This window comes from Stieleria varia (assembly GCF_038443385.1).
GTDB lineage: Bacteria > Planctomycetota > Planctomycetia > Pirellulales > Pirellulaceae > Stieleria > Stieleria varia.
Genome location: NZ_CP151726.1, coordinates 5287794 through 5310950 on the forward strand (window position 1 = coordinate 5287794; position 23157 = coordinate 5310950).

Here is a 23157-nt window from a genome sequence, read left to right on the forward strand (position 1 = left end):
GCTCAATCGAGCATGCATCGAGACACCGCTCCTGATGTGGTTGTCAACGATCGCCTCAGAAACTCGACTTGGCGTTATACTTCGTAAGACGAGCCGTCTTGGACCGAACTGTCCTTCGCAAGGCTTTGTCGAGAAAACACTTTGCCTGACGGTTCCAAAGCGTTCGCCCCATTGCTGCCCTCCCCCAAAGACACAAACTCAGCCTCATGATGCGTCTTTCTTTTTTAAACATGTACAAAGTAGCCTGGATCGCTCTCGGATTGGTTTCGATGGCGGTCGCTACACTGCCGGTGGCACTCGCAGAAGATCCGGTCGAGAATCCGCATGCTGTCGATCCGGCGGAAGCGGCCGAGTTGAGTCCGGAGCGGGAAGCGGAGTTGATTTCCGAAGTTCGCCAGATCACCTTCGATGGAAAACGTGCAGGCGAAGGTTACTTTAGCGCGGACGCCCGTCAGATGGTTTTCCAAAGTGAACGGGACGCCGACAATCCGTTCTATCAGATCTACTTGATGGACTTGGAAACGGCGGACGTTCAACGTGTCTCGCCAGGAATGGGCAAGACGACCTGTGCGTGGATTCATCCCGATGGCGAACAAGTTCTGTTTGCCAGCACGCATCATGATCCCGAATCGGTCGCAAAACAAAACGAACTGCTGGAGCTGCGTCGTGAAGGAAAGCAGCCTCGGTACGCTTGGGATTACGATCCCGAATTCGAACTTTATGAGCGTTCGGCCGACGGTGAATTGAAACGACTGACGGATGCCAAAGGCTATGACGCCGAGGGCAGCTACAGTCCGGATGGAAAGCAGATTGTTTTTGCGTCCAACCGCGCCGCGTATTCGCAACCGATGTCGCCCCGCGAACAGCAGTTGTTTGAGATCGACAAAGCGTACATGATCGACTTGTACATCATGAATGCGGACGGAACCCACATTCGTCAACTGACCGATGAGGCCGGTTACGATGGCGGGCCATTCTTTTCAGCCGACGGCAAACGGATTTGCTGGCGTCGATTCAGCGAAGACGGCGCGACGGCGGAGGTGTACTCGATGAAGACCGATGGCACCGACGTCAAACGTTTGACGTCGATCGGCGCGATGAGCTGGGCTCCCTATTTTCATCCCAGCGGCGACTACCTGATTTTCACCACAAATAAACACGGCTTTGGGAACTTTGAACTCTACTGTGTTCGCGCCGACGGCGCCGGCCAGCCGGTTCGAGTCACGTACACAGACGGTTTCGATGGGCTGCCCGTGTTCTTGCCCGACGGCAAGCATATCTCGTGGACGAGCAATCGAACCGCGGAGAAACAGTCGCAGATTTTCCTTGGTGAGTGGAACGATACAGAGATCCGCAAGCGTTTGGGGCTGGACAACACCGCCCCGAGCAGCGTAGCGGATCGAGACGCAGCGTTGGCTGCCGCAGATCAATCAACGCCAGAGTTTTCGCCCGCCGATGTCGCCCGACACGTCGACTATCTTTGCCGACCGGAACTCGGTGGCCGGCTGACGGGAACAGATGGTGAACGTCGCGCGACGGCGTACGTGGCGGCCTATCTGGAAAGCCTCGGTTATTTGCCTGCTGGCAGTGATGGCACCTATTTTCACTCGTTCGAATTCCCTGCGGGCAGCCAACTGACGGGCGAGAACACTCTGACCGTTGGTGATAAGAAGCTGACCGTTGAGACCGATTGGCAACCGTTGTCGTTTTCCAACAGCGGGGCGACTGAGCCCGCCGAAGTCGTCTTTGCCGGATACGGCATGCGTGTGCCTGGCAATGAGGAAGTCGAAGAGTACGACAGCTACGTTCACTTGGACGTCGCGGGTAAATGGGTGCTCGTGCTGCGTGACTTGCCGCAGGAGATCTCGGCCGAGCGTCGGCAGCAGCTTGCTCGATACAGTTCACCTCGGCGTAAAGCCACCGTCGCTCGCGATGCCGGTGCGCTAGGCATCATCTTTGCCGCTGGTCCGACCAGCAAAGTCAAGAATGAGTTGATTCGTTTCGATCGCGATGCATCGCAGGCTAACATCAGCATCCCGGTAATATCGGTGACCAACGCGGTGGCTGAGTCCCTGTTTGCCGGCAACAAAGAAACCTTGCAAGCTGCTCAGGCGAAAATCGATGACGGCTCGATGCAAATGGGCTTTGCACTGCCCGCTACCAAGGTCGCCGTGACGGTCAGCATCGAACGCAAGACGGGAACTGGGCGTAATGTCCTGGCTCGTCTGCCTGCTGGCGATGAAATCAATTGGGACGCGCCAGTTGTGATGGTCGGTGCCCACATCGATCACCTCGGACGCGGCGGCGGCAGCAACTCACTGGCCAAGGATGACGAACGCGATCAGGTCCACGTGGGTGCCGATGACAACGCCAGCGGCGTCGGCGTGATGTTGGAGATCGCGCAGTACATCGCAAACGAAAAATCCACCGGTCGGCTTGCCGGCCAACGTGACCTCATCATTGCGGCTTGGAGCGGCGAAGAACTCGGCTTGTTCGGTTCACAAGCCTTTGTGCAGTCGTTTCAGGAGCTGTATCCCAATGCTCCCCAACCAGATGCCGAAACGGACGACGTCTCCGCCGCTCATGCGCACGCTCACGCTCACGGCTCATCTGAGTCCAACGAGCCGCTGACGCAGGCCATCAGCGCTTATCTCAATCTCGACATGGTCGGCCGAATGTCGGACAAGCTGATCATCCAAGGCATCGGGTCGTCGCCCAAGTTTGCTGCGGAGGTGCAACGTCGAAATGTGCCGGTCGGGTTGAAATTGCAGTTGGACAAGACCAGCACTGGATTGCCCACCGATGCCTCAGCGTTCGTCACTCGTGGCGTTCCGATCTTGTCCGCTTTCACCGGAGCACACTCGGACTATCACACACCACGTGACACGCCGGACAAGCTGGATTACGAGAGCGCGGCAAAAATCGGTCGATTGTTCGCTTTGATCACACGAGGTCTGTTGACGTCGGAGACGACACCTGAGTTTCAATTGGACGAGGGAGAGAAGCAGAAGGATGCACCGCGGGTGCGTTTGACCGCTTACCTGGGGACGATTCCCGACTACGCCGCCGGCGAAGTCGTCGGCGCGCAGCTCAGTGGCGTCGCAGCCGATGGGCCGGCCGCGAAGGCGGGGGTAAAGGGTGGCGACGTGATCATCGAACTGGCGGGACGCAAGGTCGAGGATCTGTACGACTTCACCTACGCGATCGAAGCCCTCAAGATCGGTCAGGAGACAGAAATCGTCGTCAAACGAGGCGAGGAAACGCTGCGTTTGAAAGTTACTCCCGGCTCCCGCGACTGACATTGGCAATCGCGATCATTTTTCCAGTGTGATCGTAAAGCGGTCGTGATTGGGCGTCTTACCGAAAATCATCCAGACGAAATCGATCAATGCGAATGCAAGATGTTTGCCCGGCAAGAGCAACCACCGCACGAAATTGACATCGCGCTTCCTACGACGCTTGGTCAATTGACGTGCAGCTGACGTATTACGGTACGTCTTGGGCCGCAGGATGTAACCAATCATGGCGTAAATCATGACGCCCGCCGTCAAGAAAATCCTAAGCGGTAGCCGAGGTTCCGGCGCATTCCGCGAGAACCAATAGACGAATCCCGTAACCAGCAAAACGGCGAACACAAACTTGAGGATAATTCTGGAACGCGAGGCGGACATGAGTAATGAAGTCAGGGAGCGGTAAAGCAACAGCAAGTTGCAGACAAATGACGTTGTGCGTTGTGATGACTAAACTATTCGAGTAGGCCGGGATCTCTACGGCTTAGGTTACGGATTGTTTTCCCTGTTTGCCACCCGTTTCCTCTGGTGGTGTCGAAAGTTTGTTGCCACGCGGCATTGATCGCCGGCCCCTCGTAGATCCGGTAGTGACGAGTAACAGCATTCGGCTTCTAGTCCTCACATGTCTCCCGCATTCACTTGTTGCCGTTACAGGGACTTACGAGGACACAGGGACTTACGAGGACACAGGGACTTACGAGGACACAGGGACTTACGAGGACACAGGGACTTACGGGGACACAGGGACTTACGAGGACACAGCACTTTACCGATTTCCGCACGGGATCACCGAATCGATCTCAATCCCGTTTTTTCCTCCGCTCGGCTTGAGACAATGCGATGCCTCAACAGAGTGCTCATTCCCAGTTTTCTCCTTGCTGCGTTCTCCGCGATGGCCCCCCTGTTATCACTGCCCCTTGATAGATAACGTTGCCCAACGGAACACCAAGCTTGTCACTGCACCGATGACCGAGACAATCGCACTCATGATTCACATTGCACTACTGATAGCGATGTTCGCTGGAAGCTGGCTGTTGCCTCGTACCTTCGGATTGCTCGGGTTACTTTGCTCACACTGCTCCTGCGTAGTCGGTGTGATTGCGATTGGCTGCGTTTCAATCGCCGCCAATCTACCAGCAAACAAATAAAGCCGCGGAGGCGGCGGAAGCGTAAAGCCTGGGACGTCAGTCCCAGGTGGCGTTTCGCAACGATTCCAGCCAAGCCGCGAAGGCGGCGACAGATTGAACCCGTTTTAATACCAACCCGTTTTACCCCCTCTTCCCTTTCCAACCCGTTCTACGACCGGGGAAAAACCGAGGGCAGAGCACTTTACATTTGCTCAACGAAGGCTGAAAGAGCTAATGCTGACCTCCCCAGCAAGGTGCTCTGTCCCCAGTTGACCGTCCCCAGTTGACCCTCCGATCGTGAAATCTCCAGCAAAGTGCTCTGTCCCCATTTTGATGGGGACATTCAGATTACTTATCGGCCTGGAATAATTGAGCGATCTCGCGTGGTCCTTCGTTCACAGCAATGTCAGCCATCGTCTGCCCGTCCGCATTTTTTTGTAACGGATCTGCACCTGAACGCAAAAGCAAACGAACGAGGCGCGGCCGCTTACCGAGTATCGCCTCTCGTAGAGCATTGTTGCCAAAGTCGTCACTCGCATTTGGGTCTGCACCTGCGTCAATCAATAGCCACGAAATCTCGAAGCGACCGTCGAATGCAGCTTGAAACAACGGGGTCTTCTTCGTCATTTTCGAACGGATGCTAACATCCGCTCCACGTCGCAGCAGTAGATCGACGGTATCAATCGCGTTATTGCGCACCACATAAGTTAAGAGCGCGTCCCCCGCAGGATCAGTATTGCGAACATTTGGGTCAAGACCTGCGTCAAGTCGTTGCTTGATAAACGAGGTGCTAAGAATCGCCGCACGACTAAACACTGGCGAATCGTCGCTGAGAGACAGCGCTGCGTCCGACAGCGAAGGCTCGCCGCAACCAAGCAGAACCACAGAGAAGAATAGCAGAACTGCAAAACCTTTTAAGGCGTGCATTTCAGTCCGACACCGTCCCGCATCAACGGGGCGTGAATCTCGATTCTCCGTTCGTGAAAGAGTGCAAACCCGATCAACGCGTGTGCCCAAGTTTTCAGCCAAAATGAAGCCGTCGCGGCCGAGGACGATTCTAGTCATTGAGTTACGCATCGGAGACCAAACGAGAGCTAACACCGGGTGTGGAAATTCTACAGTACGTAGTAAAGGAGAATTGTGATACATGCTATACCGATACCCACCGCCACTTTGCGTTTTGATCGACTTGAAGCCACGACGGCGGACACAGCGAGGAGGATCGAAGCAATTCCAGCCACAAACTGCAGTAGCCATCTGCGAGATATTTCCCCAGGAGGCCATGACATCCATTCGCCTTCAAGATAACACACGACCGGGGACATAACACACGTCCGGGGACAGAGCACTTTGCTTTTGCTCAATGATATCTGATAGAGCTGACGCTGAACTCACCAGCAAGGTGCTCTGTCCCCGGTTGATTCAGTTGATTTACGGCTTTCCGCACCGATTCCAAATGCTCTTTCAATGCGTCCGATAAATCCGGCTGGAACTGCTCCGGTGAGATGATTTGAATGTCCACTCCAGGCAATTGCTCCTTAAGGGCCGAAACCTCGGACTCGCTAACAAAGCTCGAATCATCGTCAACGATCTCCAGTCGTTTTAACTTGGAGAGACCAGCCAACTCTTTGATTGCCTGCTGTTGCGGCGTCCCAAAAAAGCGAATGGATTCCAGATTTGTACAGACCTCATATCCGCTCGACTTCATCGTGCTCCGGTTCTGAGCTTGAATTTGCAAATGGACCAGTTTGGGAAGCTTGGCGAGAAATCGCAGATCGCCAAAATACTCGCCGCTGCCCAGGTACAGTCGTTGCAGTTGCGGCAGTTTACCGAGCGGACTGAAATCCAATGCTTGAAAAACGCGAAACCCGATGAAACCGCGTCGGTCAAACCGAAGCGTTGTCACGGCGTCCAATTCCGATGCATTCTTATCGAGCTGATCGATGTCTGGCAGCCAGAGCTTTGTGATCCGATTCTGCTCGTTCCAACCATAGGCCCAATGGTACTCTTTCACCGCTCGGCCAAATGGCAGTGTCTCGCCGGTCACTTTGAATGGGCTGCATCTGATCTTGGGATTCGAAAACGCGAGATCCCACATCGTCTGCGCGTCATCCAGAGACACACCTACAAAACGGAGGTCCGTTTCCAGCAATCTGACGAGATCACTGTCTAGCTCGGTGATGTGCAAGTGCATAAGTGAAACGCCACTCAGCGAGCTCTGTTTTGCGATTTCCGCTGAAGTGGAGGCACCCGCGGGCAAGTATTGCAAATCATATAAACAAAACGAGCACCGCTGGTTGGCTCGCAACACGGCATTCCAATCGTCCATGGTTAACGGTGCATTCAGATAGAAAGGCCTTTTGCGCGTCCCAGCATAGGCATCGATAAAATCCGCAAAGCCGGGAATGGGTTTGGTGCTGTACGTGGTTACGAACGGGGGCAGTGTCACGCCGCTCTCGTTGCGATCGGGCAACTTTGCATCGCAAAAGGCCAACGATGTGGTTTTGTGACAAAGATCTTCCATCTGCTCAGCCGTGATCTCGCGACTCAGGATGCCCACATGTCCTGAGTAACTGCGGAGCGGTTTGGTGTCCACAAACGGCTGTAGGTTCTCAATCGTGATAGACCTGATCCCGGGAGGAGGAATGGAGATCAAACGATGCAAACAGTCTGCGTCTCGTTCGCCACGGACGTTGACATAGAGCCCGAGTGAACCGTTGGAGCTGAACAGACGTGCGGCACCGTCGGTCAATTTCTGAATCCGCCGCGATTCCTCGGCCACACTCAGCAATTCCCAAGACGGCGGACGTGGATTCACCGATACCGATTCGAGCGCGCTCGATGCGATGGTCAGCGGATCATAGCGTTGCAGAGCGAACCAAGTGCTACAAACTGCGATCGTGGACAAGACCAGCGACCAGACTGAAACCAAGTGGTGTTTCGATCCGTCAGACGATTCGGCGGTCCAGAGGGGAACCAAAAATGCAACGATGAAAAAGAACGGGATCGTCGACCACATTACTATCTCAATGCAGTTTTCCAGGTATCCGAGTCGAATCGGTTGAGAGAAAGCCTGAATGATCCAAAATGCACTGACAGCAGTGACCAACCCGATCAAGCAGATCGCTTTCAGTGCCATCCATCTGCGATTTAAAAAATACCGCAAGACAAAATAGAGTGAGACCAGAAACGCGAACACCGCAAACATGACGGTGAAGAATCCGACAACGTAACGGTGCGATTGAAGTTCGGTATCGATGGCGTTGCGAAGAACAGTCGCCGGAAACATGACGACCGCGAAACCGATCATCAGCCGCTGCCGGTGCCGATTCAAGTAGGAACCGACACGCGACAACATCTTCACCAACCAGCCGTTGACTTTCTCAAACCATCGAACGTGGATGGAAAGCAGTGAAATGAGAATCGTCGTTGCAAACGTTCCCAACAGTCCGGTCAGTGGCCAACGATAGCGGGCCCAAAACTCTGGGAGCGACAATTCTGTCTGCTCTCGCCGCGGATCCCCGTGATACGCCCAATTCGCTTCGTGAACGTTCAGCCAACGCCCCGCGAAAAGAAAGATGACGAGCCCAGCAACAACCGTCAAGAAATAGATCGCAACGACTTTGCGCTCAATGGGTACCAGGACCACCGCCAAGCATAATCCCGCAGAACTGGCGATCAAAGCGTAGAGCGGCGGCATCGGCAATTCGATCGGGTCCAAATACGGAAGATCGGCGTACCAATACACCGAACCGACCAATGCCAAGAGCCAAAACCCGAGTGCGGCCAGTATCCAGGCATCCATGGGAGCCGGAATGAGGAATCGCCAAAGACGTTTCGCGTGACTCAAGGTAGGGATCTCGATGGTGGTTTCGATCGATCTGGACAAGCGTATTCGCTGGGACAACGCGTCGCGACATGCAATTGTATCGTAACGATCGACGGCGACGTCACGACTCGAAAGCAAACGCATCATCCAGGCTTGTAGCGTAGGTTCGAGGACAACAGGAGGACAAACAGGGAGAAAACCACAACCGGAACCACCACCGGGGACAGAGCTCTTTGCATTTGCTCAACGAAGGCTGATAGAGTTGATGCTTGCCAGCAAAGTGCTCTGTCCCCGGTAGACGCTGCTTGCGGTAGACGCTGTCCCCGGCAGACGTAGATGTTCAATAGACTTGTTGCCGGGTTGCGATGAACGGAAGTTGTCGCGCACGACATGCCCATCTGGATGACCGTCACGTCAGAGAACAGACAGTTTGGGCAAAAAAATGTGCGGGCAAAAAAATGCGAGACCAGATTGAGCATGACCATTTTTTTGCCCCTCCATTTTTTTGCCCAAACTCTCACAGAGTGAGGATGACGGGGATGACGGGGACAGAGCACTTTGCCGGCGGTTGACGTACAGCATCGAAATTCGATGGGGGACACAGCACTTTGCTGGCGAGCGATGCCGGAAAAGTATACTTCTGCGTTGCTGGCTGCGGATCTGCCCAATGAGAGCCTGAAAAATCGGCGCTGCGCATGAAAAAAGGGACTCACGGCTTGATTGCGTGAATCCCTTTAGGCTCAGTGCGGCCGAGAGGACTTGAACCTCCACGCCCTAAAACGGGCACTAGATCCTTAGTCTAGCGCGTCTGCCAGTTCCGCCACGGCCGCGTTGAGTGGGAGAAGTTTCGCATATTCATCTGATTCGTCAACGCCCCAGCGGGTTCGCCAGAAAAACGGCCTCGCCCCGGCCGATCTTGCCGCTGAAATTCGCCACAAAAACGTGAAACTGCCCATGAAACTGGCTAGTCAGCGGATCCCCAGATCAGAGCCGCCAGGCTCACGTTGACACGCCGGGGCTGCCTTTTCTAGTGTCCCGAGCAACATGTCGACTCAAACCGATGGATCATCGTGCTTGCCGTACTGGATGGGCTGGGCCCGGACCATGCTTGCTGCGCTGATGCTGACCATCCTGCTGGTACCCAGCGGTTGCTCGTCGGGTCGATATCTCACCAATCGTCGCGTGCGGGCCAATCCGCTGGAGGCGCCTCTGCAATTGATGGCCCGCCAGGGGCCACAGGTCAGTGAACGAACTTGGAACACGCTGAGGCGGTACGGCCTACGCGAGACTTACAACGAAGACACATCGCTGTGCTTGGACCAGATCCGCAGCACCGTCGCACAGAATCGCGACGCCGAACTGATCCATGCTCTCAGTGAACTGTCCTACGTCGAAGGAAAGAAGGCTGAGCGTCAGGGGCGACAAAGCACCGCGATCAACCACTATGCCTTTGCACTAACGCAGAGCTATGACTATCTGTTTAGCGAAGATCTGCGGGAGACGCGAAACCAGTTCGATCCGCAGTTCCGTGCGACTTGCGATTTGTACAACGAGTCACTTGAAGACACTTTGCGGTTGCTGTGCAGTGAAAACCGGATCAAGCCCGGCCAGACTTATCGCGTGAAATCAGGCGATCGCGAGTTCGTGGTGCGAACGGAGATGCGAGGAAAATGGCGAAATGAGGATTTCGCGAAGTACGAGTTCGTCAGCGATTTTGAGATCGAAAAACTTCGCAACCGACACACGACCTACGGACTCGGCGTGCCATTGGTGGCGGTCCGCAGACCCACTGAGAAATCAGACCCGCGTGAAGAATACTATCCCGAGGGCCTGAGTTACGCTGTGACTGCTTTGATGCGTTGTGAGCCTCCCAAGGCGGACGGCAAGGGCGAAGTCAACACGTGTGTCCTTGAGTTCTTTGACCCCATGACGGCGAACCAGGTACGGCTGGCCGATCACTGGGTGCCACTGGAGACCGACCTGACAACACCGTTGGCGTATTTCCTAGACAACCCCAAATTCCGAGAACGCAACGCGGAATTTGAGGGATTGATCAATCCGGCGGATGCGGAGAAAAATCGCGGACTGTACATGCTGGAGCCCTATGATCCCAATCGGATACCGGTGCTGATGGTTCACGGCCTGTGGTCTAGCCCGCGGACATGGATGGACATGTTCAACGACCTGCGCAGCTTTCCCGAGATCCGAGAGCGATACCAATTCTGGTTCTATCTTTACCCATCGGGTCAACCGTTTTGGTTGAGCGCGACGCAACTGCGTAACGATCTGGCGGATATGCGTAAGGTTTTTGACCCTGATGGGCGTGATCGACCGTTGGACGACATGGTCTTGGTCGGCCACAGCATGGGCGGGCTGATCAGTCGGATGCAAACGATCGATAGCGGAGATGATTTTTGGAAGATTGTCAGCGATCAACCACCAGACAAGCTCAAGGGCGACCCGGAACAACGCGACAAGTTGGTCAGCACGCTCTACTTCAAACCCAACCGCAGTGTTTCGCGTGTGATCACGATCGGGACGCCTCACAAAGGCAGCGAATTCGCGAACGATTTCACCCGATTTGTGGCACGCAAGTTGATCAAGCTGCCCAATCTGGCCGTTCGCACGACCGAGTCCCTGGTGGGCGGAAACCCAGACTTCTTTCGTGACACGGAACTGTTGACGATGGCCAATGCGATCGATTCGCTTGCACCCGAGTCACCGATCTTTCCTGTCATGCACAAAGCTCAATACGACAAGAATGTCAAGTTTCATAACATCGTTGGTATACTGGAGGATCCGTCGTTCTTGCAGCGTCGAGCGGGTGAGGGAGACGGCGTGGTCAATATCAAAAGCGCGGAGCTGCCCATCGCCAAGAGTGAACTGGCAGTCGACGCAGACCACACGACCATTCACATGACAGGCAAAGCAATCTTCGAGGTGCGCCGCATCCTGCTGGAGCACCTCAATGATGTGGACGCGGATGATCGAGTCGCGGACGGAAATGGCGATCCGGCATTTCGCATGGTCAGTGACCCGGAGAACAGCATCAGCAGGTGATGCCGACATTCATGCGATCGTGGCGATGAACCCCGATCACGGTGTGCAATTCAATCAAGTGGCGACAAACGAAGCCAAGGGAGCGGAGCGTTTCGCATTCTCAACCCGGTGACGGGTGAGCTTAGGCTGCGAGCCATCGGCACGTACCGTGCCGGTGAACAATTGCGGCTCCTCGGAACTGGCGGCTGGTTGGCTCGTCAAACGGGACTTCGGCGATGCGGTCGGTTTGGAGCGATGCGTCTTGGCCGTCTTCAGCGTCTGGTCTTCGGGGTGAGCGAAGGCGTGCTGCCGCTCGCTGTGCTCCAGTTCGACTTCACCGTCGATCTCCTTTCCGGCCAACTCGCCACGCAGGATATGAACATCCTTGGGGGCGGAGATTCCGATCCGGACTCGGTTGCTATCAATTTTGACAAGCGTCAAAACGATGTCGTCACCGATCATGATTTTCTCGTCGAGTTTACGTGACAGAACCAGCATGGCAGCTTCCTTTGCCTCAGTGGGCGGTATCGAGTCGTAGTCGGCAGCGACAGTGCTGCGTCCTTGAAAGTGGTTTAATGCAGTTGGTGTGCCAAAGCGATTATTTCAAGCACCGGAATCGGTGCGGATTCTTTTGAATGCTCAAGAACAGCGTGAATCCTGTGGTTTTCAAATTCTGCGGTGGCAATGCAAGCGTTCTGTGACGCTCTTGGCTTTGAAAGAATTACAAATTGAGGCGGTCAAAATGCAAACAAGAGCTGCAGAAAGCCGATCAGTGGAAAACTGGTCTGGAAATCAGCCGGGTGTTTTGGCTACGGTCCCACATGCGTGATTTTCTTTTGAAAGTATTGGCACGAATCCGTCACGGAGGACCATCGTGCAGACATTAAAGACTGCGGCTATCGTCGTTCTATTGCTGACTGTGATGTACAGCGGCTACGTATCCTTAACGACTCCCCCTGAACCTTTGTCCGACGAGGTCGAAGCGTTGGTGATCGATAGTGATCTTGGGATCACGTCGGATCCGATGATGCCATCGCTGGGCGACAGCATGCTGGGACCGATGGATACCGGCTCTGTTTCGAGCAACAGCATGGGAACCTCTGGACCATCGATCAACGCCGGGCAATCTCAACTTGATGGGCCGCAATTTGGCGGACCCGAATTCAATGCACCGTTGACAGATTCCGCCATTGAGTCTGGTGGCACTGGCGCGACGGTGTATCCACCGGTTGCATCAGCGAACAATGCGTCACCAGGTATGAACGTTTCGCAGCCATCGGGAAACTCGTTTGAAATCCCGCAGATCAACACCTCACTCGCTTCATCGCGTCAAGGCTCGCCGAGCCTGTTGCCTGCGGTGACCAATCCCGGACAAGTCAACGCGCCCGCATCGATGGAAAGCTATCCGTCGACCGACACCACGTTTCAGCTCCCCGAGCCGGGTACGGCCAGCGGCGGGTTCGATCCCAATCGCGGGACAGCATTCAATCCCAACAGTGCGAACACCGCATCCAGCACGGTCTATTCGTTGAATGACCAAGCGACGGACAATCGCGCGGCATCGGGGCAGGTCAAGACAAACTCGTTTGCTCAAGAGCCCCCAACGAGTGCTTACGGTGTCGGGAACACCGGCCTACCGGCTGCTGAGAATCGCGGATTGAGCAATGCCATCTTGGTGGCCGATCAGATGTACGAAAAGGATCAGCTGAAGGAAGCCCTTGCTACGTTGAGCGTCTTTTACAACACGCCCAACGTGAGTGAGCAGCAACGCAATGAATTGCTGAACCGTTTGGATCCGTTGGCTCGTGACGTCATCTACTCCAAGCGTCATTTATTGGAGCAGCCCTACCGAATGACCTCCACGGAAACGTTGACGCAGGTCGCCAACCGATTCGGCGTGCCGTGGCAGTTGCTGGCGAACATCAATGGAATCGTTGATCCGGTGACGATTCTGCCCGGCACCGAGTTGAAAGTGGTGCGGGGACCGTTTCGGGCGGAAGTCGATTTGGCCCGCAATGAGTTGACCTTGTTCCTGGGTGATTTGTACGCGGGTCGTTTTCCGATCGCGGTGGGCAATGACCCAGCACCGACGGAGGGAATCTACACGGTGCGGGACAAGCAAGAATCGCGAACTTACTATGATCGTTTGGGAGCGGCCGTCCCGCCGGGCAACCCGGAGAACCCCTACGGAAACGTGTGGATGGACCTGGGCGGTCAGTTGTGCATCCATGGCAGTCCGAACACGATGCAGCCGACGACCAAGGGCTGCATCAGCTTGGCCGGCGATCTGGCATCCGATCTTTATGGGATTGTGTCCCAGGGTTCATCTGTCACCATTCGTAGGTAACACTGTCACATTCATGTACACCTACGGAGAATGACGAGCGATGCAATACGATCGTGATGGATTAATTCAGATTTTGGAACAGGAAGCCCTGCAGCGTGGCGAGTTCACACTGGCGAGCGGCAAAAAGGCGTCCTATTACCTCGATTGCAGACGAATCACGCTGCACCCCCAGGGTGCAAATCTGGTCGCCGCCGGCATGCTGAGCGTGATCGAAGCGGCCGGTGATTTGCCTGCTGCGGTGGGAGGAATGGCCATCGGAGCGGACCCCATCACGGCCTCCATCGTGACCATCGCCGGTCAACGTGGCTTGCCGCTGAAGGGGTTCATGGTTCGAAAAGAACCCAAGGGCCACGGGATGGGAAAACAAGTCGAGGGTCCCGTTGAGCCTGGTCAAGAAGTCGTGATCGTCGAAGACGTGATCACGAGCGGTGGCAGCGCGATCAAAGCCGTCGAGGCGGCTGAAGCGTTTGGGTTGAAGGTCCGCGAGGTGATCGGAATCATCGATCGGTTGGCCGGAGGCGAAGCCGCATTTGCAGCCAAGGGGCTGAAGCTGACGACGCTGACCACGATCCGTGACTTCGGAATTGAACCGGAGTGACCCGCGAAGGGCAGCGTTGTGCTGCATTCTGACAGTCAAAGACACTAGCACGAAGCGCAAGCGAGTGAATTGGCGACGCACTCACTCGCTTGCGCTTCGTGCTGGTATGTCCTACGCTGCAGCAAAGCAAAATGCTTCAGGGGCGTGCGGTAGCAAGGAAAACGCGTCATCATGGAAACGACTCTCCACCGTCAGCTCAAACAGCTTTACGCCACCGATCTGACGCAGACGGAAGTCGTGATGGGGGACTATCGAATCGACGCGGTTCGCGATGACGAGCTGATCGAGATCCAATGTGCTTCGCTTGCTGCGATCAGCGCCAAGGCCACCCAATTGCTACGGTGCCATCGATTGCGTGTGGTCAAGCCGATCATTGCACGGACACGGATTGCAAAGAAAACGCGGTCAGGCGGTGCGGTCGTCTCGCGACGTTTGAGCCCCAAACGCGGCGACGTTCTGGATTTGTTCGATGAACTGATCTACTTCACACGTGTTTTTCCACACGAGAACTTGGTCGTCGAAGTCCCGATGATCCACGTCGAACAAACGCGAGTTCCCAACGCGAAAAAACGACGCCGCTCCTGGCACAAGGACTACCGGGTGCTCGATGTCAGCTTGGAGTCCATCGAGAAAACGTACGAGTTGCGGGTCCCGTCAGACTTGCTGAAACTGGCGAATTTATCGCAAGCGTGCGTATCGGATGCCGACGCGTTTGACACCTCGCAAATCGCCGCCGCAACGGAACGGCCACGATGGTTTGCGCAGAAGATTGCTTATGTGTTACGTAAGACGAATGCGATTGAGGCAACCGGTCGTACGAAGTCCGGGATCACCTATCGCAAATCGGCTTGAAGGCTGCGGGTCAAACGATAATCCTTGCGCATTAGGGTGGACTGCTCAACGTTTGGTGTTGATTCTTTTTGGGTTTGCGCAAGTTTATGTCCCTACTGCCGGCGCAGTTGGTGGCCCCCAGTGAGCCTCAGGCGCTAGCCGTGGGCCTGAGGCGGATTGTGGTGCCGGCCCACGGCTAGCGCCTGAGGCTCACTTTGATTGCGATGCATGGAACAAAAACATGGACTGGAAAAACAATGTCAACACCAAACTTTGAGCAGTCCAGCATAAGGGACTTGCGGGGAATAAGTGTCGCAACATCCACGTAGCAATCATCGCTCGCGTGATGTTGGCAAAAAGACAGGACACTGATTTTCCGCATGTCCCTAAAAAAACGCGGCGTGGTGGGCCACGCCGCGTTTTCGATTTTGTCACATGATCGACGAATCGATGTCCCTGGATTACTCCAGGATCTTCTTCAGGTTGGCGACAACGGCGTCGACGTCCAGTTGGTCGGCTTTGGCAACGGCATAGGTCGCTTCCACCTTGGACTTGTTGGCCATCACGATGGTGACTTCGGCCTTGGCGTTGATGCCGTAGTCATCGGGACCGTTTTCGAATTCGTTGGGCAGCACGAATGGGATGTTCTTGACTTTGCTCTCAGACGCAAACTTCTTCGCGGTGTCAGAAACGTCTTCCTTGCTATCGCCCATGAAGTTCACGAAGGCACGCAGCTGTGCGTCTTCGTTCTTTGCGATCGCTTTGTCCAACTCTTGGACAAGCTTGGCGACTTGAGGATCAGCCGAGCGGGTGAACACCATGACCTGAGGCCGTGAGGCGTTCTTGCAACGGTAGCACAAGTTCTTGCCTTCGCTGACGCCGTCTTCTTCGGCACCACAGAGTTTGGTCACGTAGAACGCGCCGATGGAGTCGCCTACTTTGGGGCCGCTTTGCAGTTGCTCGGCTGCTTTCTCGGCGGTTGCGGTTCCGGAGAACGTGCAAGCGACAAGGAATGCCAACGCGGAGAGAGTCATCACGATCGGATTCTTCATTTTCTGTCCTTTTGGTAAGGAAAGGGGGAGGGAAGCACGCGAACTGCGTTGCTTCAGGGGGTATTCTGTAGTGACCGTCTTGGTCCAGGAAGGCCGCGTCCTGCGCTGTTGCGAAACATGGTATGCCCTGGCATAGCGCCGGACAAGTTACGCGGGTCACTCGTTGCCACCGTTCGCGATACCTACAATGCACCGTGCGGTCGCAAGTCCGAACGCTGGGGTTCCAGTGATGCAGACAGTCTACTTGATTTGCCCCTACAAAGGGTCTTGAATAGGAGATGGTTTCTGAGTCTGTTGATCCGCCACCTTTGGCCTCGAAGTCTCCGCTTTTTTGAAACCCCACCCTCCGCGACCCGTTCCGCGCGACAATCCCTCCGCCGTGAGCCCGCTCATGCTTTCGCTCCTGAAATTGACCGTGTTCACCCTGCGAGATACGCTGAATAAGGCGTTTTTCGCTTTCTTGAGCGTTGCCCTTGCGTTGCCAACCGGTTCCCCCTGTGTTGCCCAATCTACCAATGTCTTGGCTCCCAATGTTTCGACTTCCACGATTGAGTCCGCAATCGATCGATCCCCGGTCGACTTGGTCGTCGACTCGTCAGGCAACTGGATCGTTTCGGCCAACGAAACCTCTGATAGCATCTCGCTGATCGACGTGGCGAATCGCCGCGTGGTGGACGAAGTTGCCTGTGGGCAGCATCCGTCGGCGATCGCGATCACGCCCGACGACCGAGTTTTGGTGAGTTGTGGCTGGTCCGGCGAAGTCGTCGTGTTTGCAATTCAGAATGATCAGTTGGAGAGGATCGGCGGGATCGATGTCGGATTTCACCCCCACGGGCTTGCCGTCAACGCGGAAGGGACACGTGCCTATGTCGGATTGAACGCGACGGGCGAAGTCGCCGAGTTGGATTTGGTCGAGTTGCGAATGACTCGAAAGTTCGCGGTCGGTCAATGGCCACGCTACTTGACGCTTTCACCCGATGGTTCGCGACTCGCCGTCGGCTGCAGCGGAGAAAGTGAAATCCGCGTCGTCGACACACAGTCGGGCGAACTGTTATACGAAGAACCTTTGTCGGGAGGGATCAACCTTGGTCACATGGTGACGTCAGAGGATGGACTCTATGCGTATTTTCCCTGGATGGTCTATCGCACCAACCCGATCACCGTGGGCAACATCCGCCGCGGATGGGTCTTGGCCAGTCGCATCGGTCGTGTGCGTTTGGATGGGCCGGCGTATCGCGAAGCCATCTCGCTGGACGTGCCAGAGATGGCTGTCGCTGACCCGCATGGTTTGGCGATCACGCCAGATACAAAACACTTGGTTGCCTCGGCCTCGGGAACGCATGAGTTGTTGGTCTATCGATTGAATGACTTGCCGTTTGTGGGAACGGGTGGCCCGGGCGATTTAATCGAGCGAGAGCTCCAGTTTGATCGCAAGCGTTTCTTTCGCATCCCGTTGGGCGGACGTCCCATGGGCATTCGCATTGCAGCGGACAGTCAAACTGTTTTCGTCGCCAACTACTTGCGAAATTCGATTCAGTGGGTCGACTTGAGTACACAACGCGTGGAGCACGAAGTCGATTTGGGTGGCCCCCAAGAGCAGACATTGGAGCGTCGCGGGATGGCGGTGTTTTACGACGGCCAGCGAAGTTTAGATCAGTGGTACAGTTGCCACTCCTGTCATCAAGACGGCGGCGTGAACTCCAAACCGATGGACACGTTGAACGATGGCACCGAGATGACCTTGAAATCCGTGTTGCCCTTGTACGGTGTGACCAAAACCGGACCATGGACTTGGCACGGTTGGCAAACAGATCTCACCGACGCGATGCACAAATCGATCACGACGACGATGCGAGGTGCAGCCCCCAGTGATGACGACAAACAAGCCTTGATCGCGTACTTGGACTTCATGCCCGAACCCCCCAATCCGTTCTTGGCAGCCTCCGGTGGCAAGCTTTCGGACGCAGCTCAGCGAGGCCGAGAAGTGTTCCAAAGCGCCAACGCGGCTTGCGCGGATTGCCACTCTGGCGATCACTTCACCGACGGCGAGAACCACGACGTGGGGCTTGGTTCGGAAGACGACCTGTACGATGGTTTCAACACACCCTCCCTACGCGGCTTGTATCGTAAGACGCGATGGCTGCACAACGGTCGAGCAAAGACGTTGCAGCGATTGTTGAACGAGCTGCACAGCCCCGAAAAAGTATCCGGTGGAGCACCGCTTACCGAGTCCCAAACCGCCGACCTGATCGAATACCTTTTGACCCTTTGACCGGCTGTGCGTCAGCAAATGAACGTCAGCAAATGGACGTCAGCCTTTCCAGGCTGACACCCAGCACTCGTATGTCAGTCTAGAAAGACTGACGTACTTGTCTCCTCCTAAACCAACAGAATGTCATGGGACTGGATCCACTGAACATCAGCCCGCTGATCGATGCACAGAATCGCTTCAAACGCGACTTCCTGGACTTTGCGCGGATCTGGCAAGATGCGAAGGATAACTGGCGAGACGATCGTTGCCGCCGATTCGAGCAAGAACACCTCGGGGCATTGGGGCCGAGTCTGAATCGCTTCACCGCTGCGGTCAACGAGTTTGCCGACATCCTGCGAAAAGCGCAAACTGCGGTACGTGATGATGCTCAGGGGTCCGATCAGCTATACTGAGAGGTGCTTTTCACTGCAGTTGATCAATCTGCGTAACGACCCCCAGCGTGCTCATCCATGAAAGACTCATCGGTCTCACCCGTCGGTTTGTTCCACCCCGGACGCCAACGACAGCTTCTGAGCGGTTTGACACAACGGTGTCGATCGAGCGCCGACCAGAAAAGCTCCTTGCTCAAACGTCACGAAGCGGAGATGCAGCGAGAAGAAGAATCGCTGATGTCTGATCGTTCCTCGGTGACTTCGGAGTGTCGCCAGCAGCGACGTTCCATGCTGACTCAGTGGGACGATGCCGAAGAAAAGCTCATCGCGGATTACGAAACCAATGCGATTCGGCATCGGATGGAACTGAATCGCTTGGCATCGCTTTACCGCAAGAAAATGGCCGAGGGCAAAACGGCGTTGCAGCGAAAAGTCGACGCGAGACGCGAGGCAGTGCTGCATCAGTTCGAACAACGCAAGGATGACCCCGGTAAACAACGCGCCGCCGAGATCGCCAAGATCAACGAGTCGCTCAAACCGCTGCAGGAGGAACTGAACCTTGCCCGCGAACTGACCGTCCGACGACTGGATCGTTTGCCGCCGGTGCCGCCCATCGAGTCGCCAGAGGAGGACATGAGCGAACCGGCACCGGCATCGGTTCAGCAAACGATCGAAACGATCTTTCAACTTTCTCGCAAAGGCCAGCAGACGCTGCTGGACATGCAGACCGACGCGACGGCAAAGATCGTGGACTCATTCTATTTGCCCGCCGGCGTTGCCATCGCCGTTGCCATCTGGGTCGTCAGTGTATTTGTCGCGCAGCCCGCCGCTCTTTGGCTATGGCTCGTCGGCGGTGTCGGCGTGATCGGTTTGATCGGCATCATCATCTATGGCATTCTGCTGTTGCCCCTGCGCAAGATGACGCGACGACTGCATCCTCGCATGGAACGGATCGCCATCGCAGCCGATGAATGCGCCGCCGTTGGTCGAAAAATCTCAACCGACATGGCGAATGAAACTTCCGCCGAGCTGCTGCAACGCCGCGATGCCCACCTCGCCGCTGCTCTGCGTTGGCAAGAAGAACAGTGGTCGGAACTGGTGGACCGACTGACCGCGGAACAAGAAGCTGCCAGAAAAGAATTGAACGCACGATTGATGACACTGGATTCCGAATTCGAGATCCAACAAGGACGCATCAATACCGAAATGAATGCCAAGGCTGAGCAAGTGGCCGCGAGGATCACGGAGGAGTTATCCAAGAGTGATCAATCGCTGCAGCAACAACGAGAAAAAAATGCGCAACGTCGACGCGCCGAACTCGCCCATGTCACCCAGCGTTTGCGTCAAGGCATCCAGGGTGGAATGGGGCACATCGAAGCCGCTGAGAAACTGATCCGCTCCCAGTATCCGGACTGGGAACAAATCCTCCATGGGGGCGATACGTCTCGCGCTCAATTAAATGTCGTCCCCGTGGGGCATCTCAAGATCGACGATCTACTCACGCGTTCATTCGACGCGCAGCAATGGTCGGACTTATCTGAGTCGGGCTCATCGAATGCTGACCAGGAAAGCGTTTTTAACGGCACGGACTTTCCCACCGAACTACCCATTGCGTTACACCGTCGATTGCACAGCGGGCTGTTGATCCGCGCTTCGAAGGAACAGATGCCACGCGCGGTGGACTTGTTGCATCAAGTCCTATGGCGATTGTTGACCGGCGTTCAGGGCTCACGAGCCAAGTTGACGCTGATCGACCCCATCGGCCGCGGTCAGAACTTCACCAGTTTCATGGCGCTGGCCGACCATGACCCTTCCTTGGTCAGCCATCGCGTCTGGGCAGCGGAAAACCAGATCGAATCCCGGTTGGGCGAGATTGCACAGCACGTCGAGGATGTCTTGCAATCCAGCCTTCGCGACCAGTTTCAACGCATCGAAGACTACAACGAAATCGCCGGCTCGATGGCGGAACCCTACCGCGCCGTCGGTGCCGTCGGGCTCCCCGAGGGATTGACGCGTGCGGGGTACAAACACCTCAAAGCGTTGATCGAAAGCGGCGTGCGTTGCGGCGTGTTCGTCCTGATGGTGGTCGACGCAGACCAACCTTGGACCAGCGACATGCCTTGTCCAGACGACGAACGTTTGTTGCAGCTCAACCTCGACGCGACCGGAAAGTGGACGCTGCAGTGCGAGGGACTCGACGACCTGCCATTCACCCCCGCGCCGCCACCGCCATCGGAGATGCGGTCCTCCTTGGCCGAAAACGTCGGACGCGCTGCCGTGGAAGCATCGCGGGTCGAAATCCCGCTGCAAAACATTCTGCCCGATTCGCAATGTGCCTCGGGAAACACCGACGACGGCATCTGCATCACCGTGGGCAGCCAAGGCGGCAATCGCTCGATCGCGTTGGACTTGGGCGAAGGCGTCCGACAACACGTGTTGATCGCCGGCAAAACCGGTTCTGGCAAGAGTACTCTGCTGCACTCGATCATCACCTCAGGAGCGTTTCACTATCGCCCAGACCAACTTGAGTTCTACCTGCTGGACTTCAAGAAAGGGGTCGAGTTCAAATCGTACGCCGACGCGCAGCTACCGCACGCGCGGGTGATTGGGATCGAAAGCGAGCGAGAATTTGGGCGCAGCGTGCTACAACGCTTGGACCAAGAGCTACAAGATCGCGGCGAGTTGTTTCGCGGATGCTCCACACAAGAGCTGAGCGACTACCGACGCGTCAGCGGAAAATCGATGCCGCGCATTGTCCTGGTCGTCGACGAATTCCAGGAGCTGTTTGTCCGAGACGATAAAGTCGCTGCGGAGTGTTCGATGCTGCTGGACCGCTTGGTGCGTCAGGGGCGTTCGTTCGGCATTCACGTGATCCTCAGCAGTCAATCGCTCGCCGGTGCCTACTCCCTGCCACGGGCAACGCTTGGCCAAATGGCGGTGCGTATCGCGATGCAGTGTAGCGAGTCTGACGCCGCGCTCATCTTGTCCGACGAGAACACCGCCGCTCGCTTGATCACTCGGCCTGGCGAAGCCATCTATAACGACGCGGGCGGATTGGTCGAAGGAAACCAGCCGTTCCAAGTCGCTTGGCTGTCCAACGACGTTCACCAGCAAATGCTCCGCGACATCGCCAATCGCGACCAAGAATTTGTCGATCTGCTACCGCCGCCCGTGATCTTTGAGGGCAACCGACCGGGACGTTGGAGCACCGCGCTTGCCAAAGCGGCTTCGCCGCCGTCGCCGTTGGGAGACCTCAGCGGTTTGCTGGGAGAATCCGTCGCAATCGGGCCGCCGGTTGCATTGAAACTTTCTCGCAACGCGGGACGCAATGTGCTGATGATTCCGTCGGTGGAAGCACGCCCGGGATTACTCGGCTCGACGATTTCCGGATTCGTCAAATCGGACCGGCGACTGGAAGTCGTCTACTTCGATGGCAATCGTGCCAGTGAAACCACGCCGTTGACTCCATGGCTAGAGACCGCAGGCATCCAACACACGGTGGTTCGAGCGCGTGAGAGTGAAAAGGAGATGCAGCGGATCGCCCAGATCGTTCGCGAGCGAGGTGACGACGCACCCGATGCACCACCGATCTTGATCGTCGTCGATCCAATGGATCGGTTCCGCGATTTACGTCAAGAAGAAACCTTTAACTTCTCGCTCGACGCCAGCGACGGCGGCGCCGACGGGGCGCAGTCCATGCGTGAAATCTTAAAGGACGGTCCCCCGGCAAACGTCTACTGCATCCTTGTGTGCGGCAGCACAGAAATACTCAATCGTTGGTTACCAAGATCCTCCCATCATGATCTTGAGCTGCGGGTGCTAGGACGGCTCAACGCATCAGACTCCTCCATGCTGATCGATTCGCCCGCCGCGTCTGATCTCTCCACTGCAACCTTGTTACTCTACGACGAGTCCGACGGCAGGCTCACCAAATTCCGCCAATGCGACCTCCCCGACCCTGATAGCGTCAATCGTTGGCTCACTGAAACCTAGCCCGAACGAGCTTCACGTAGAAGCGTCTCTCCGAGACGCTAACCAGGATTGTTCATAAGCCGCAGCGCGATAGCGTCCCGCCTAGAACACGGTGGTATCAGGGCCTTACGGTGGACTGCTCAAAGTTTGGCGTTGTCCCTACTGCCAGTGAGCCTCAGGCGCTAGCCGTGGGCCTGAGGCGGATGGTGGTGCCGGCCCACGGCTAGCGCCTGAGGCTCACTCCGAGACGCTAAACCGGATTATTCATAAGCCGCAGCGCGATAGTGTCCCGCCTAGAACACGGTGGTATCAGGGCCTTACGGTGGACTGCTCAAAGTTTGGCGTTGTCCCTACTGCCAGTGAGCCTCAGGCGCTAGCCGTGGGCCTAAGGCGGATTGTGGGGCTGGCCCACGGCTAGCGCCTGAGGCT

At 56.0% G+C, this 23157-nt stretch carries 14 protein-coding genes and 1 tRNA gene; 9 read left to right on the forward strand and 6 right to left on the reverse strand.

Annotation, left to right across the window (positions count from 1 at the left end; all coding sequences use genetic code 11):
* Positions 1 to 206: 206 nt before the first annotated feature.
* The gene (locus Pla52nx_RS17800) at positions 207 to 3299 is read left to right on the forward strand and encodes a M28 family peptidase (protein ID WP_342190183.1); all 3093 of its coding nucleotides are present in this window, start codon (positions 207 to 209) and stop codon (positions 3297 to 3299) included.
* 15 nt (positions 3300 to 3314) lie between these two features.
* Here Pla52nx_RS17800 and Pla52nx_RS17805 read toward each other — a convergent pair whose 3' ends face one another.
* From Pla52nx_RS17805 to Pla52nx_RS17820, 4 genes are all read right to left on the reverse strand, one after another.
* Positions 3315 to 3707, reverse strand: a complete 393-nt coding sequence (locus tag Pla52nx_RS17805; RefSeq protein WP_146522009.1) for a hypothetical protein — start codon at positions 3705 to 3707, stop codon at positions 3315 to 3317.
* A 1058-nt stretch (positions 3708 to 4765) separates the two neighbouring features.
* The gene (locus Pla52nx_RS17810) at positions 4766 to 5344 is read right to left on the reverse strand and encodes an ankyrin repeat domain-containing protein (RefSeq protein ID WP_197454886.1); all 579 of its coding nucleotides are present in this window, start codon (positions 5342 to 5344) and stop codon (positions 4766 to 4768) included.
* A 433-nt stretch (positions 5345 to 5777) separates the two neighbouring features.
* Positions 5778 to 8393 (reverse strand): hypothetical protein, encoded by a 2616-nt coding sequence (locus Pla52nx_RS17815; RefSeq protein ID WP_146522007.1) that lies wholly within the window; start codon positions 8391 to 8393, stop codon positions 5778 to 5780.
* 597 nt (positions 8394 to 8990) lie between these two features.
* A tRNA-Leu gene (locus Pla52nx_RS17820) sits at positions 8991 to 9076 on the reverse strand.
* Positions 9077 to 9332: 256 nt separating this feature from the next.
* Between Pla52nx_RS17820 and Pla52nx_RS17825 the strand changes: the two genes are divergently transcribed.
* A complete protein-coding gene (locus tag Pla52nx_RS17825) occupies positions 9333 to 11306 on the forward strand; it encodes an alpha/beta fold hydrolase (RefSeq protein ID WP_390620406.1) in 1974 nt (657 codons plus the stop codon).
* A 54-nt stretch (positions 11307 to 11360) separates the two neighbouring features.
* Here the strand turns inward: Pla52nx_RS17825 and Pla52nx_RS17830 are convergent, their stop codons facing one another.
* Positions 11361 to 11783 (reverse strand): carbon storage regulator, encoded by a 423-nt coding sequence (locus tag Pla52nx_RS17830; RefSeq protein ID WP_146522005.1) that lies wholly within the window; start codon positions 11781 to 11783, stop codon positions 11361 to 11363.
* A gap of 88 nt (positions 11784 to 11871) precedes the next feature.
* Between Pla52nx_RS17830 and Pla52nx_RS17835 the strand changes: the two genes are divergently transcribed.
* The 4 genes from Pla52nx_RS17835 to Pla52nx_RS17850 all read left to right on the forward strand — a co-directional run bounded on the left by Pla52nx_RS17835 (position 11872) and on the right by Pla52nx_RS17850 (position 15082).
* On the forward strand, positions 11872 to 12114 hold the full coding sequence (locus Pla52nx_RS17835) for a hypothetical protein (protein ID WP_197454885.1): 243 nt from the start codon (positions 11872 to 11874) through the stop codon (positions 12112 to 12114).
* Positions 12115 to 12159: 45 nt separating this feature from the next.
* Positions 12160 to 13632: a L,D-transpeptidase family protein gene (locus tag Pla52nx_RS17840; protein WP_231742278.1), complete on the forward strand. Its 1473-nt coding sequence runs from the start codon at positions 12160 to 12162 to the stop codon at positions 13630 to 13632.
* Positions 13633 to 13672: 40 nt separating this feature from the next.
* Positions 13673 to 14230 (forward strand): orotate phosphoribosyltransferase, encoded by a 558-nt coding sequence (gene pyrE, locus Pla52nx_RS17845; RefSeq protein ID WP_146522004.1) that lies wholly within the window; start codon positions 13673 to 13675, stop codon positions 14228 to 14230.
* Positions 14231 to 14401: 171 nt separating this feature from the next.
* Positions 14402 to 15082, forward strand: coding sequence for a hypothetical protein (locus tag Pla52nx_RS17850; protein ID WP_146522003.1), 681 nt, complete (start codon positions 14402 to 14404; stop codon positions 15080 to 15082).
* Between the two features lie 440 nt (positions 15083 to 15522).
* Here the strand turns inward: Pla52nx_RS17850 and Pla52nx_RS17855 are convergent, their stop codons facing one another.
* A complete protein-coding gene (locus tag Pla52nx_RS17855) occupies positions 15523 to 16113 on the reverse strand; it encodes a hypothetical protein (RefSeq protein WP_146522002.1) in 591 nt (196 codons plus the stop codon).
* Positions 16114 to 16504: 391 nt separating this feature from the next.
* On the opposite strand from Pla52nx_RS17855, the gene Pla52nx_RS17860 reads away from it, so the two are divergent.
* The 3 genes from Pla52nx_RS17860 to Pla52nx_RS17870 all read left to right on the forward strand — a co-directional run bounded on the left by Pla52nx_RS17860 (position 16505) and on the right by Pla52nx_RS17870 (position 22749).
* Positions 16505 to 18385 carry a hypothetical protein gene (locus Pla52nx_RS17860; RefSeq protein ID WP_146522001.1) on the forward strand — a complete coding sequence of 627 codons (1881 nt, stop codon included), beginning with the start codon at positions 16505 to 16507 and terminating at the stop codon, positions 18383 to 18385.
* A gap of 125 nt (positions 18386 to 18510) precedes the next feature.
* Positions 18511 to 18777: a hypothetical protein gene (locus Pla52nx_RS17865; protein ID WP_146522000.1), complete on the forward strand. Its 267-nt coding sequence runs from the start codon at positions 18511 to 18513 to the stop codon at positions 18775 to 18777.
* Positions 18778 to 18834: 57 nt separating this feature from the next.
* The gene (locus tag Pla52nx_RS17870; protein ID WP_146521999.1) at positions 18835 to 22749 is read left to right on the forward strand and encodes an FtsK/SpoIIIE domain-containing protein; all 3915 of its coding nucleotides are present in this window, start codon (positions 18835 to 18837) and stop codon (positions 22747 to 22749) included.
* Positions 22750 to 23157: the final 408 nt, after the last annotated feature.